This window comes from Nonomuraea sp. bgisy101 (assembly GCF_057708945.1).
Genome location: NZ_JBYITD010000003.1, coordinates 95,223 through 108,216 on the forward strand (window position 1 = coordinate 95,223; position 12,994 = coordinate 108,216).

At 71.3% G+C, this 12,994-nt stretch carries 13 protein-coding genes and 1 pseudogene; 5 read left to right on the forward strand and 9 right to left on the reverse strand.

From position 1 onward, the window contains the following. Position 1: 1 nt before the first annotated feature. The 6 genes from AC3EO4_RS06670 to AC3EO4_RS06695 form a co-directional block, all read right to left on the reverse strand. Complete coding sequence (locus AC3EO4_RS06670; RefSeq protein WP_379573193.1) at positions 2-274, reverse strand: hypothetical protein; 273 nt, start codon at positions 272-274, stop codon at positions 2-4. Next, on the reverse strand, positions 259-1,239 hold the full coding sequence (locus AC3EO4_RS06675; RefSeq protein ID WP_431894299.1) for a TIGR04500 family putative peptide maturation system protein: 981 nt from the start codon (positions 1,237-1,239) through the stop codon (positions 259-261). The genes AC3EO4_RS06670 and AC3EO4_RS06675 overlap by 16 nt, the downstream gene beginning before the upstream one ends. Further along, positions 1,236-2,252, reverse strand: coding sequence for an MvdC/MvdD family ATP grasp protein (locus tag AC3EO4_RS06680; RefSeq protein WP_379573195.1), 1,017 nt, complete (start codon positions 2,250-2,252; stop codon positions 1,236-1,238). Before AC3EO4_RS06680 ends, AC3EO4_RS06675 begins: the two co-directional genes overlap by 4 nt. A gap of 75 nt (positions 2,253-2,327) precedes the next feature. Then, positions 2,328-2,477: a putative ATP-grasp target RiPP gene (locus AC3EO4_RS06685; protein WP_379573196.1), complete on the reverse strand. Its 150-nt coding sequence runs from the start codon at positions 2,475-2,477 to the stop codon at positions 2,328-2,330. Positions 2,478-2,601: 124 nt separating this feature from the next. Then, positions 2,602-3,567, reverse strand: coding sequence for an MBL fold metallo-hydrolase (locus AC3EO4_RS06690; protein ID WP_379573197.1), 966 nt, complete (start codon positions 3,565-3,567; stop codon positions 2,602-2,604). A gap of 2 nt (positions 3,568-3,569) precedes the next feature. Next, positions 3,570-4,151, reverse strand: a complete 582-nt coding sequence (locus AC3EO4_RS06695; protein WP_379573198.1) for a TetR/AcrR family transcriptional regulator — start codon at positions 4,149-4,151, stop codon at positions 3,570-3,572. A 132-nt stretch (positions 4,152-4,283) separates the two neighbouring features. On the opposite strand from AC3EO4_RS06695, the pseudogene AC3EO4_RS06700 reads away from it, so the two are divergent. Continuing rightward, a pseudogene (locus AC3EO4_RS06700) lies at positions 4,284-4,373 on the forward strand (hypothetical protein); the annotation flags it as partial. 104 nt (positions 4,374-4,477) lie between these two features. Beyond that, complete coding sequence (locus AC3EO4_RS06705; RefSeq protein WP_431894301.1) at positions 4,478-4,708, forward strand: mycothiol transferase; 231 nt, start codon at positions 4,478-4,480, stop codon at positions 4,706-4,708. Between the two features lie 286 nt (positions 4,709-4,994). Here the strand turns inward: AC3EO4_RS06705 and AC3EO4_RS06710 are convergent, their stop codons facing one another. The 3 genes from AC3EO4_RS06710 to AC3EO4_RS06720 all read right to left on the reverse strand — a co-directional run bounded on the left by AC3EO4_RS06710 (position 4,995) and on the right by AC3EO4_RS06720 (position 7,734). After that, on the reverse strand, positions 4,995-5,393 hold the full coding sequence (locus tag AC3EO4_RS06710) for a carboxymuconolactone decarboxylase family protein (RefSeq protein WP_431894303.1): 399 nt from the start codon (positions 5,391-5,393) through the stop codon (positions 4,995-4,997). Between the two features lie 97 nt (positions 5,394-5,490). After that, complete coding sequence (locus tag AC3EO4_RS06715) at positions 5,491-6,876, reverse strand: DHA2 family efflux MFS transporter permease subunit (RefSeq protein WP_431894305.1); 1,386 nt, start codon at positions 6,874-6,876, stop codon at positions 5,491-5,493. A 24-nt stretch (positions 6,877-6,900) separates the two neighbouring features. Then, complete coding sequence (locus AC3EO4_RS06720; protein ID WP_431894307.1) at positions 6,901-7,734, reverse strand: SDR family oxidoreductase; 834 nt, start codon at positions 7,732-7,734, stop codon at positions 6,901-6,903. 101 nt (positions 7,735-7,835) lie between these two features. Between AC3EO4_RS06720 and AC3EO4_RS06725 the strand changes: the two genes are divergently transcribed. From AC3EO4_RS06725 to AC3EO4_RS06735, 3 genes are all read left to right on the forward strand, one after another. Next, on the forward strand, positions 7,836-8,321 hold the full coding sequence (locus AC3EO4_RS06725) for a MarR family winged helix-turn-helix transcriptional regulator (RefSeq protein WP_379573203.1): 486 nt from the start codon (positions 7,836-7,838) through the stop codon (positions 8,319-8,321). A 197-nt stretch (positions 8,322-8,518) separates the two neighbouring features. Further along, the gene (locus tag AC3EO4_RS06730; RefSeq protein ID WP_431894309.1) at positions 8,519-11,962 is read left to right on the forward strand and encodes a S8 family serine peptidase; all 3,444 of its coding nucleotides are present in this window, start codon (positions 8,519-8,521) and stop codon (positions 11,960-11,962) included. A 168-nt stretch (positions 11,963-12,130) separates the two neighbouring features. Beyond that, the gene (locus AC3EO4_RS06735) at positions 12,131-12,994 is read left to right on the forward strand and encodes an alpha/beta fold hydrolase (RefSeq protein WP_431894311.1); all 864 of its coding nucleotides are present in this window, start codon (positions 12,131-12,133) and stop codon (positions 12,992-12,994) included.

Below are 12,994 nucleotides of genomic sequence, written 5' to 3' on the forward strand. Positions count from 1 at the left end.
CTCACGATCCCGCTCCCAGCGTTCCGAGCGCCAGCGCGGTCAGCGCGACGCCGGCGGCGACCAGGAGCGCCACCACGGCCCAGAGCAGCGCGAACGAAGGACCGCTGATCACCAGAGGGACCCGGCGGGCCGCGGCACGTGCGGCGGCCCGGCCGCGCAGCGCCTCCTCCCGGTAGACACCGCGCGGGCCGACGCCGGCCGTACGCGGTCGTGGCACCCGGTAGGCCCTGGTCGGCTCGTCGGAATCGCGCGGACCGGTCACGACCAGTGCCATTCGACGGTGGCGTCGGCCCGCCGCCCTGCCAGCCAGTCGGCGAACGCGGCGCGGCCCGCGGCGGCGAGCGTCTCGGGGTCGCCGGAGACGGCGGGGGTACGGGACAGCACGGCGCCGGTCAGGAATCCGCCGTCCGGCAGCTGCACCGGCCCCACGACCGCGCCTGGCGCCGCGCCGCGCATCGGCACGGGCAGGTCGCCCTCGAAACGCGTGCCCACGGTCACCATCGCGTCACCGAGCTCGGCCAGCCTGCCGAACAGCTCATCGGGGGTCGCGGCGGGCACCCGCTCGCCGCCGGTGACCCACACCGCCCTGACCCGGGCGAAGTCGCCGGGCCGCGCGTCGAGTCGGGCGGCGGCCAGTTCGCCCTCCTTGTCGAGGCGGAAGCGCCGTCGCCGGGCGATCCCCGTGATGTACGCCTCGAACCGCTCCTCCGACATGCCCGCCGACTCCAGCCACGCCAGCGTCGCCGCCCTGTCGTGCAGCCCGCGCCCGCGCCGGAACTCATCCGCCGTGGCCTGCAGGTCCGCCGCGCTCACCGGGAGCGTGTCGTCCACCGCCGAGGCCAGCAGGCACTGGTCCACGATCTCCTGGTACGGCGTGGCCCCGCCGCGCGACAGCGAGCGCAGCATGGTCAGCGCCTGGGACACCGACACGTGCACGTCGTCGACCGTCACCAGATGCCCCGCCGCCCAGTGCGTGGAGTGGTCGACCAGCCAGGGCAGGCCGTCCTCGGGCGGCGCGGTCAGCGCGACGGTGCCGCCGCGCGGATGGTCGAGGACGAGGTCGTAGTCCACCACGGGCGTGCCGGGGCGCTGGTCGACGATGAGCCGCGCCCGCACGGCCGGATGGCGCGCCGCCCACTCGGCCGCGGCCAGCCGGGCCTCGGGGACGCCCGATCTGCGCCTGGGCAGCGAGCACAACAGGTCGGCCCCGGACTCCAGGGCCGTCGCGAACGCGGTCACGAGCTCTTGTCTCCGTTCATCAGCCAGTCGGCGATCGCGTCGCTGACCGGCAGCCCCGCCCACAGCTCCACGAGTCCCCACGCGCCGTTGGAGTTCAGCTCGAGGAAGACGTGGTCGCCGCCGGGCGTGACGATCAGGTCGAGCGCGGCGTAGGTCAGCCCGACGTCGGCGACCAGCCGGGCGCAGCGCCGCGCCACCTCGGCGGGCAGGTCGTAGGGTCCGTAGGCGACCCGGTCGGTGTCGTAGTGGCGGGAGTCGTCCCTGGCCATCCGGGAGGCGGACACGTCGATCTGGGCGGCGAAGACCCGCCGTCCCACGACGATCACCCTCAGCTCGACGGACTTGTCGACGTACGGCTGCAGGATGACGGGCGCGTGCCGCAGCCGGTGCCGGGAGGTCAGGTGCCTACGCGTGATCACCGTCGTGTACGCGCGGTGCTGCGCGCCGTCGATCCGGAACGCCTCCGCGGTGAGCTGCTTGGCGACCAACCGGCCCTCGGCCGCCTCGTAGGCGTCGGCGAGTTCGGCCGGATCGTTGGTGAACGTCGTGTCGGCGACCGTGAAGCCCAGCTCGATCGCCCGCGCCAGGTGAAAGAGCTTGTTGTGCGCCCGCAGCTCGTCGGCCCGCCGCCCCGGCAGCCACCGCGCCGGCAGCAGGCTCCACACCCCGTCCAGCATGAGCTCGGCCTGGACCGCGGCGTAGGCGCGGTGCGCCGGGTCGGCCACCGCTTCGGCCGGGGCGGGGGCGCTCGGCCGGCTCCGCCACACAGCCGTCACATCGGCCAGGTCGATCGTCCGCGCGCCGGTGTCCAGCAGGAGCCGCCGGCCGCCGGTGCCGCCGAACGCCGCGGTGATCCGGCTCTCCCGCGGGAACTCTCCCGGATCCCACCACACCACCGGCATCCCGTCGCCGTCCGCGCGGTCCTGCCCCATCAGCCGGGCTCCGCGCCGCGTGAGCGCGGCCAGCACGCGCTCGGCCGCGCCGTCCTCGCGATTGCTCAGAATCAGAATCACTGCCCGGTCCCATTCCGTGAGGTGCGGCGGAACGGGAGCACCGTTCCGCCGCACCGATCTCCCAGCGGGTGACGCCTAGATCAGCCACCACTCGTAGGGCACGTCGTCGAGGGTCCAGGCGCTGGCGACCCACTCCTTACGACGGCTACCGGCCACCTGGCCCAGCTCGGCGTCGGTCAACTCGGCGCCGCCGAAGGGCAGGTCGTCAATAGTGATCTTCGACATGATCGTTCCTTTCTCTTCACTGAGGTCCCGTGGAGGACCTCGAAAGGAAACCTAGAAACGATCACTTGGGGCTCACTTGTGCCTCAATGTGGACAGACTGGGCGTCTCGCCTCACACGGGCTGGTCAGGCCGCGCCGGAGAGCTTGGTGCCGTGCAGCCAGCGGTAAGTGAGCAGGATGTTCAACCGGTGCAGGGAGCGCATGAGCAGGGCGATCCTGTCGGCGCCGGGCGCGCTCGGTGGGAGCTCCAGGGCGTCGCGGAGCGGAATGTCCTCCATCATCCGCTCGACGGGCTTGCCCGCCTCGGACCCGGCCGACACGGCCGAGGCGAGCCGTTCCAGATAGGTCAGCAACCAGCTGATGCCGGGGTCGGCCTCGCCGTACATGCCGTGTCCGGGGACGATGACGTCGATGTCGAGGGTGGCCTTCACGGACCGCAGTGTGCGGGCGTATCCCAGGGGGTCGCCGATCAGGAGCATCGGCGTGATCCCCGCCGGTGCCAGGAAGTTGCCTCCCCAGGCGGTCCTGGTGTCGGGGACGTACACGAGAGTGTCGCCCGAGCCGTTGCCGGGACCGAAGTGCCACAGTTGAACGACGCGGCCGCCGAGGTCGATCTCGCAGAACCTGTCGAACACCGCGTCGGGACCGCGCCAGGTGACGACCTCGTCCAGGACGTCGGCGTCGCCGTACATGCTGTCCCGGCGTACCTGCTTCTCGGCGGCGAGGCTGGTCATGGCGGCCTTGTTGAGCCGCGAGGAGACGATGGTGACGTCGTCGCCGAAGGCGGCGTTCCCGAAGGTGTGATCTCCGTGGTAGGTGGTGTTGGCCAGGTAGCGGATCGGCTTGTCGGTGAGCTCGGCGGCTATCTCCTGGATGCGGCGCCCGATCCCGGGGGTGATCCCCGAGTCGATCACCAGCGCCGCCTTCTCACCGATGACCAGGCCGTTGTTGTCCTTCGGCAGCTGGTTGGCCATCAGGGCGTACACGCCCTCGCCGAGCTGCTGGGGGTGGAGCTCGAGGCCGACAGGGCTGAGATCGGGAGCGATGTAACCGAGAGGCCGCTCGCGCATCTCCTCCACGACTGGAAGCATGCCTAGATCCTTTCTTCGGAGGGACCTTCCCTCCCCGATGGGGTGACGCAGGTCAGGAAGAAGGCCACGTGGTCGTCGATCGCCCGCCGGGCTGTGGCCACGTCGGCGTCGGTGGCGTCGGCGCGCAGGAAGAGGAAGCGCGGCACCTGCAGCGGTGCGAACAGTTCCCACACCAGCTGCCGGGGCGCCAGGTCGGCGCGGATCAGCCCCGCCTCCTGCCAACGGCGGAACAGGGGCTCCAGCCGGTCCTTGGCGTCCTCGATCGCCAGCGACAGCCCCCCGAGCCCGCCGGCTCCCGAGCCGTCGCGAAGCACCACGCTGGAGAACAGCCGCATCCGCGGGCTCGACCACACGGCCACCAGCCTGTCGATCAGGTCGGGCACCGCGAGCCGCGGCCCCGCCGCCGCCAGCTCCTCCACGTCGACGTCGAGAACCTCGAGCTGGGGCGGTCCCCCCTCGGCGAACAGCTCGTCATAGATGGCCTGTTTGCCGGGGAAGTGCGCGTAGATCGCGCTGTCCCGCACGCCGATGACCTCGGCGATCTGCCAACGGGGCTCCCGGAAGGGGCGGTCAGGGTCGATCATGGAGAGATGACGAGCCCCCGCAGACGAGCCGAGATATTCACCGGAGCCGACGACGATCGCCGGTTCAGCGCACCCGCCACCGCCGACGAGCGCACCATGCTCCTCGACTTCCTGGGAGCACAGCGCGCGACCATGGAGTTGAAGTGCGCGGGCCTGGACGCGGAGTTGTCCCGGCGATCCGTGGAGCCCTCCACCCTTTCGCTGCTCGGACTGGTCCGGCACCTGGCCGACGTGGAGCGCCGCTGGTTCCGGCGCGTGATGGCCGGGCACGACGCGCCGCCCCGCTTCTCCTCGAAGGCGAGCCCGACGACGACTTCGACGGCGCGGTGCCCGATCCCGCGGTCGTCGCCGCGGCCTGGGAGGCGTGGCGCGCCGAGGTGGCGTTCGCCGACCGGTTCGTGGCCGACGCGCCCACCCTCGACATCGTGGGCGAGGACTCGTGGCGCGGGAAAGTGTCGCTGCGCTGGGTCCTCATCCACATGGTCGAGGAGTACGCCCGGCACAACGGGCACGCCGACCTGATCCGTGAGCGGATCGACGGTGCGATAGGCCTGTGAGCCCGCGCCGGGCGCCCCGAGCACGCCCTCCCCTGCGGCGACCACCCCGATGGCGCCAGGACGGGCGTCACGCCGGACGGCAGGCGCAGCGTCGTGGTCTCGATGAGCACGCAGCTCGGCGACAAGCGCTCGCTGGAGCAGGAGAAGGCCGCGGGCGACCTGATCGACCGCGCCCTCTGCGACCGCGGCTGAGCGGCGGGCTCCGGACGACCGCGGCCGATCGGGGCTCCGGACGACCGCGACCTTCCCGCGGCGACCCGCGAGCCGGCGGCGGTGGGTCGGATGGTCAGGGGGCGGTGACCGGCAGGAGGTCGCGCTCGGCGAAGACCTTCTTGGCGACGAAGGTGGCGTTGAGAGCGCGGGGCATGCCGCAGTAGACGGCGGAGTGCAGGAGAACCTCGACGATCTCCTGCGGGGTGAGGCCGACGTTGAGCGCGGCGTTGATGTGGACCTCGAGCTGGGGCTCGCAGCCGCCCAGCGCCGTGAGCGCGCCGAGCGTGACGAGCTGGCGGTCCCGCAGCGGCAGGCCGGGGCGGGTGTAGATGTCGCCGAAGGCCCAGGCGACGACCTGGTGGCCGAGCTCGGGCGAGATGTCGGCCAGAGAGTCGATGACCTTCTGGCCTGCCTCGCCGTCGATCCGCTGGAGCATTGTCAGGCCGTTCTCGAACCGCTCGTCCCGGGTCATGCTTCCTCCTGGAGGGTCCTCGCCGACGTGGCCGACGCGGAGTTTTCGCTGGTGGAAGCGACATTAGGAGTTCGAGCGCGCTACAACGCAAATCACATCAACCGTGGGGGCGAGCGTTGCGGGGCAGGAGCCGGACCAGGCCGCAGCAGACCAGGACGACGGCGGCCACCACCAGGAGGCTGCGGGCCGCGCCGCCGGCATGGGTCTGGAAGTAGACGGTCGTGACGGCGGCGGCGCCGATCGCGTTGGCCAGTTGCTGGACGGCGGCCAGGGAACCGCTGGCGCTGCCGGATTGTTCGGGGTCGATGTCGCCCATGGTGACGTCGTACACGGTGCCGAAGCAGGTGCCCATGCCGAGGCCGATGATCAGTGCGGGCAGGGCGACGACCCAGCCGTTCAGTGAGCCGGTGGAGACCAGCACGAGGGCGAGCGTGGTGCCCGCCAGAGTGATGAGCAGTCCGATGAGGATGAGCCTGCGGCCGAGCCTGCCGATGAGCCTGTGGCAGGCGACCGAGGCGATGACGATGCCGGCGGCCAGCGGCGCGAGGCCGAAGGCGGCCTGCTTGGGGCTGTAGCCCAGGGTGTGCTGCAGGTACAGCGACAGCACGTACAGCAGGCCCGAGACGGCCGCGAAGAAGGCGACGCCGAGCAGGAGGCCGGAGGTGAAGCCGCGGTTGCGCAGCAGGGACGGCTCGATCAGCGGGGCGGCGGCGGTGACCTGGCGGCGGCAGAACAGGAGGAAGAACGCGAGCCCCGCGGCCACGCTGAGCCAGGGGACGAGGGTCCAGCCGTGTGCCGAGCCGTCGATCAGGCCATAGAGCAGCCCGATCATGGTGGCGCCGAGGTAGAGGGAGCCGAGGCCGTCCAATGACGCGCCGGGCCTGCCGTCGTCCTTGGGCAGGAGCTTGACGGCGGCGATCATCGCGGCGCCGCCGAGCAGGATGTTGATGAGGAACATGGCGCGCCAGCCGAAGCTCTCGATGAGGAGTCCTGCAAGGATGGGGCCGGCGACGGCGGACAGGCCGAGGACGGGGCCGAAGACGCTGAAGACCTTGCCGAGCTGCTCGCGGGGGAAGACGGCGGACAGGATGCCGAAGCCCTGAGGGATGATCAGCGCGCCGAAGGCGCCCTGGACGAGGCGGGCGACGACGATCGCGGCCGGGGCGGGGGCCAGTCCGCAGGCGACGGAGGCGAGGGTGAAGCCGGCCAGGCCGATGAGGAACAGGTTCCGCCTGCCGTACCGGTCGCCCAGCCGGCCGCCCACGACGAGCAGGACGCCGAGGGACAGCGCGTAGCCCGCGCCGAGCCACTGGATGAGGGGCTCGCCGCCGTCCAGGTCGGCGGCGATGGTGGGGGCGGCGATGGTGGTGATGGTGGAGTCGAGCAGGTCGAGGACTTCGGCGGCCAGGATGACCGAGAGGACGGCCCAGGACCGCGCCTGCGAGGGGGCTCGCGGCGCGGCGAGGGGAGCCGGGGTGGACATGTGCGGGGGGCCTTTCGGGGAGGGTCAGAAGGCGGCGATGTTCTCGCGCGCCCACTGTTCGAAGGGACGCGCCGGGGTGCCGAGGAGAGTCTCTGTGGTGTCGGCGACGGGGGCGGGGCCTTCGGCCGCGGTCGCCCAGTAGTCGAGCAGCGAGGTCGCGACCTCGGCGGGCACGTGCTGGACGAGCTGTCGCTCCGCCTCGGCGCGGGTGATGTGCTCGACGGCGACGTCGCGGCCGAGCACGCGCGAGATGATCGCGAGCTGCTCGCGGAAGGTGAGCGACTGGGCGCCGGTGAGGACCACGGTCCTGCCGGTGAGGGTGTCGCCGGTGAAGGCCTCGACCGCGATGTCGGCGATGTCGGCGGAGTGGATGGGCGCGACGGCGGCCTCGGGGTAGGCGAGCTGGACGGGCAGCCGCCGGCGGATGACGTGGCTCCAGGCGAGGGCGTTGCCGGCGAAGGCGTCGGGGCGCAGGACGGTGGCGGTGAGGTTCGAGGCGGCCAGGGCGCGCTCGACCAGGAAGCTGGGCCTGGCCAGCCCGTTGTGCTCGGCGTCGGGCGCGAGGACCGCGGAGGAGGACAGCAGCACGATGTGCTTGACGCCGGCGGCCTCGGCGGTCCGCAGGAACTCGTCGACACCCTCGGGCTCGGGGTAGAGGAAGACCTGGCTGACGCCGCGCAGGGCCGCCTCGAAGGTGCCGGGGTCGGTGAGGACCAGCTCGACGGCCTCGACGCCCGCCGGGAGGCGCAGGTCGGCGGGGTTCTTGCTGGCGGCGCGGACGGCGTGGCCCGCGGCGTGCAGGCGGTCGAGGACGGCGCTGGCGACGCTGCCACGGGCACCGGTGACGAGAACGGTCATGACCGAAGTCCTTTCGTTGATCGAAGACATGTGCATGCTGTCATGCATATAAATGTTCGTCAACACATGTCTGTCGGCCGACATGGAAGTAGGCTGGGGACATGACGAGCGAGCACACCTACACCGACGCCGAGGCCGGCGCGCTCCTGGACGCCGTCGGGCCCGCCTTCTCCAAGCTGCGCCGCACGGCCCTGCTGGAGGTGGAGAACCCGATCTCCGCCAAGGACCTGAGCAGGACCCTGGTGCTGAGGTTCGTCGAGGAAGGCGGCGACGAGGTCACCGTCGGCGCGGTCGCCGAACACCTCGCGGTCGACCCGTCGGTGGCCAGCAGGATGGTCTCCGACTGCATCTCCGCCGGCTACCTCCTGCGCGCCGCCTCGCAGCGGGACGGCAGGCGCACGATCCTGCACCTCTCCCCCGAGGGCACGGACATGATGGCCCGCTTCCGCAAGCACCAGCGCGACGCCTTCGAGTACATCACCGCCGACTGGAGCGAGCGCGACAGGCTGGATCTGGCCCGGCTCATACTCAAGTACGTCGACTCCCTCGCCGACCTGCGGGCCAGGGGGGTCGCCAGGGAGACGTGACCCGCGGGCGCGTTCCCAGGAGAACCACGGGTGACCTCGATCCGGCAGGTCACATTTCCCACATCTGCCGCACTGGGCCCTTGAAAAGGTAACTGACGGGAGTCACGCTTCGTCCACATGGAGGTAAAGATCCACTAGGAGCGCCTGTGACCCACACCCCCCGGCACCGGCGAGCGACCCTGTTAGGGATCCTCGCGGTGCTCGCTCTCCTTCTCCCCCAAGGCCTCGCGCACGCCGCGCCCGAGCCGCAGAAGATCAGCGAAGCCGTCCGCGCCGACCTGGCCAAGCAGGACAAGGCCACGTTCTGGGTGCGGTTGAAGGGCGAGGCCAGCCTCACCGCAGCGCACCGCGCCGCCACGAAGGACGACAAGGCCAAGGCGGTCTTCACGGCCAAGACGCAGCATGCCAACGCCTCCCAGGCCAACCTCCGCAAGCTGCTCGAAGCCCGGCACGCGGACTTCACCGCCTACTGGATCATCAACGCGGTCACCGTGACGGCCGACGCCAAGCTGGCCGCCGAGATCGCCGAGCTGCCCGAGGTCACGGCCATCGAACCGGTCAGGACCCTGTCCCTGCCCAAGCCCGTCCCCGGTACGGCGGAGGCCAAGGTCAACGCGGTCGAGTGGAACGTGGACCGGATCAACGCCCCCAGGGTGTGGAGCGAACTCGGCACCCGCGGCGAAGGCATCGTGGTCGCGCACATCGACACCGGCGCCCAGTTCGACCACCCGGAGATCGCCGCGCAGTACCGGGGCAGGCTCCCCGGGGGCGGCTACGACCACAACCACAACTGGTTCGACCCCGCCAGGGTCTGCCCCAGCCCCGCCCCCTGCGACAACAACGGCCACGGCACCCACGTCATGGGCACCATGGTGGGCGCCTCCGGCATCGGCGTCGCGCCCGGCGCCACATGGATCGCGGCCAAGGGCTGCGAGGGCCAGACCTGCACGGACGCCTCGCTCCTCGCGGCCGGTCAGTGGGTGCTCGCGCCCACCGACCTGACCGGCGCCGACCCGCGCCCCGACCTGGCGCCCGACATCGTCAACAACTCCTGGGGCGGAGCGGGCTTCGACCCCTGGTACAAGGCGACCGTCGAGGCGTGGATCGCGGCCGGCATCTTCCCCATGTTCGCCAACGGCAACGAGGGGCCCGCCTGCCGTACCAGCGGCTCGCCGGGGCAGTACGTCGCCAGCTACAGCACCGGCGGGTTCGACGTGAACAACGTCGTCTACAACCGCTCCAGCAAGGGCGAGGGCGAGAACGGCGAGATCAAGCCGAACATCGCCGCTCCCGCCGTGAACGTCCGCTCCTCGGTGCCGGGTGGCGGCTACAGCAGTTTCACCGGCACCTCGATGGCCTCGCCGCACGTGGCGGCCACGGTGGCGCTGATCTGGTCGGCCTCCCCCCGCCTGCGGGGCGACATCGCCGCCACGCGTCCGCTGCTCGACAGCACCGCGATCGACGTCAACGACACCAGTTGCGGCGGCACGGCGGCCGACAACAACGTCTGGGGCGAGGGCAGGCTCGACGCCTTCGCCGCGGTCAGCGCCGCGCCGCGCGAGGGCCTCGGCGAGCTCAAGGGCACGGTCACCGCGGCGGGATCGCCGCTGTCCGGCGCCACGGTCTCGGTCACGGGCCCGATCAGCCGTACCGCGACCACGGGACAGGACGGCGGCTACAGCCTGCCGCGCCTGGTGCCAGGCGACTACCAGATCACCGTGACCAGGTTCGGCTACGAGCAGGCGACCGCGACCGCGACGATCGTGGCTGAGCAGAGCGTGACCAGGGACCTTTCCCTGACCCCGAAGGCCTCGGGCGTCGTCTCGGGCACGGTCGCCACGGCCGGCACGCCGGAGGCAGGGGCCACCGTGGCCGCGCGGGGCACGCCGGTCAGCGCGGTGACCGACGCCGCCGGCAGGTACCGGCTGACGCTGCCGCACGGCTCCTACGAGCTCACCGTCACCCCGACGTCGCGCTGCTCCAGCGCCGCCACGACGGAGGTCACGGTCGCGGGCGACGTGACCAAGGACATCGAGCTGCCGCTGCGCGGCGACAACTTCGGCTACACCTGCAGGAGCGGCTCCGACGCCTACGTGGCGGGCACGGAGAAGCTGGCGCTCACCGGCGACGACGAGGCGCTCCAGGTGACCCTGCCGTTCACCGTCCCCTTCTACGGGGCCGGGCAGTCGCGCGCGTGGGTGACCACCAACGGCCTGGCCACGTTCGCGGCCGACCGGGTCACCACGGGCAGCAACGGCACGCTTCCCACGACAGGCACGCCCAACCTGGCGGTCTACCCGTTCTGGGACGACCTGGTGGTGGACGCCCAGGCGGGCGTCTACACCGCGACCGGCGGCACCGCGCCGCGCAGGACCTTCGTGATCGAGTGGCGGAACGTCACCTTCTACTCCGACACCAGCCAGCGGATGTCGTTCTCCGTCGTGCTGGGCGAGGACGGCTCGGTCGGCTACCGCTACAAGGACGTGGAGAGCGAGCGGGAGCAGGGCTCCAGCGCCACCGTGGGCATCGAGAACGCCGGCGGCACCGACGCCCTGCTCTACTCGGCCAACGCGGCGGCGATCGCGAACGGGCAGAGCCTGGCGATCACCGCCAGCAGGCACGGCCTGGCGATCGGCACCGTCACCGACGCCAACGACGGCGACCCGCTCGCGGGGGCGCAGGTGAAGATCGGCGATGTCGCGACCTTCACCACCGGCGCCGACGGCACCTTCTACGGGCAGGTGCCCGCGGGCGACTACACGGTGGAGGTGTCGAAGGAGCACTACGGCACCTTCTCCAAGCAGGTGACGATCGCGCCTGGGACGCTCACCAGGATCGACACCGCCCTCGTCACTGGGCGGGTGAGCGCCTCGGTGGCCGAGGTGACCGTGGTGATGCCCGCGGACGCGACCAGGAACCGCACCGTGCAGCTCACCAACCTCGGCTCGCCCACCGCCTACACGGCCACGGCCGACGCGACCTGGCTGACCGTGGCTCCGGCCGCGGGCGACCTGGCCAAGGGGCAGTCGGCGGCGCTGAAGGTCACCGCGTCCAGCGCCGGCCTCCAGCCGGGCGGCGTGCGGACCGGCAAACTGACGGTCCGCTCGGCCAGCGGCCGCCAGCCGGTGATCGAGATCAAGGTGACGGTCGCGGTGCCCAAACTCCAGGTGGCCGTGGACGCGGGCGGCTCCAAGGCGCTGGTGGACGGCGAGGGCGACACGTGGACCCCCGACAGGAAGTACGCCCAGGGGGCGCATGGCTACGTCGCCAACTCGACCTCGACGCACACCACGACCAGAACCATCAACGGCACCACCGAGCAGGAGCTGTTCCGGCGTGTCAGGGAGAACATGCTGGAGTACCGCTTCGACAACGTCCCCTCCGGGACGTACACCGTGGAGCTGGGCTTCGCGGAGACCAGGTCGATGGGGATGGGCAAGCGGGTCTTCGACGTGATCGTCGAGGGCCAGCTGGCGATCCCCGCGCTCGACCTGGCACTGGAGGCGGGCACGTACACCGCGGTGACCAGGCAGCACACGGTGAAGGTGACCGACGGCCAGCTGAACGTGCGCTTCGCGGCGCGCAAGGGCTCGCCGACCGTCAGCTTCGTCCGCATCTCGGAGCGGCCTGACAAGCCCTGAGTTCCACGGCTCGTCCCCTCCGCCCGGAGGGGGCGAGCCCCCGTGACTCCCCGTCGTGCCGGACCTCCTCGCGGACGTGATGACTCGCTTCTAACGCCACTTTGCCTATTGACCCATTAGAAACGGGTCCGCTATAACTAATGCATCTTCACGCTGAGGAGGCATTAGATGAACATCCCCGTGGTGCATCACAGGTTCGTGGACGTCGAGGGCGTGCGCGTCTTCTACCGCGAGGCGGGCCCGGCCGACGCGCCCGTCCTGCTGCTGCTGCACGGCTTTCCCTCCGCCTCCCATCAGTTCCGGCGGTTGATCGACGCGCTCGGCACCGACTACCGGCTGATCGCGCCCGACTATCCGGGCTTCGGGCACACCGAAGCGCCTGCCGACTTCCTCTACTCCTTCGAGCGTCTGGCCGACATCACCGAAGGCTTCGTGAAGGCGGTGGGGCTGGAGCGCTTCGTGCTGTACGCCTTCGACTTCGGCGGTCCCGTCGGGTTCCGGCTGGCGACCCGCCACCCCGAGTGGATCGCCGGGCTCGTCGTGCAGAACGCCAACGCCTACGAGGAGGGCCTGTCCGACCTGGCCAGGAACTTCATCGCCAACCGGCCCGGCGTGCCCGGCGCCGAGGAGGCCGTCGCCCAGATCCTCGTCCTGCCCATGACCAGGGGGCAGTACGAGGGCGGCACCACGGACGTCAGCCGGATCGCGCCCGACGGATGGACTCTCGACCAGCACTTCCTCGACCTGCCCGGACGCAAGGAGGCCCAGGTCGCGCTGGCGCTCGACTACCACAGCAACGTCGATCTCTACCCGGTCTGGCAGCAGTGGCTGCGCGAGCACCGGCCCCCCGCCCTCATCGTGTGGGGCGACGGCGACGCCTTCTTCACCGTGCCGGGCGCCAGAGCCTACCTTCGCGACCTGCCCGACGCCGAGCTCCACGTCTTCGCCACCGGCCACTTCGCGCTCGAGGAGAACCTCCCCGAGATCGCCCCGCTGATCGCCTCGTTCCTCGACACGACCTGGAAGGACTGA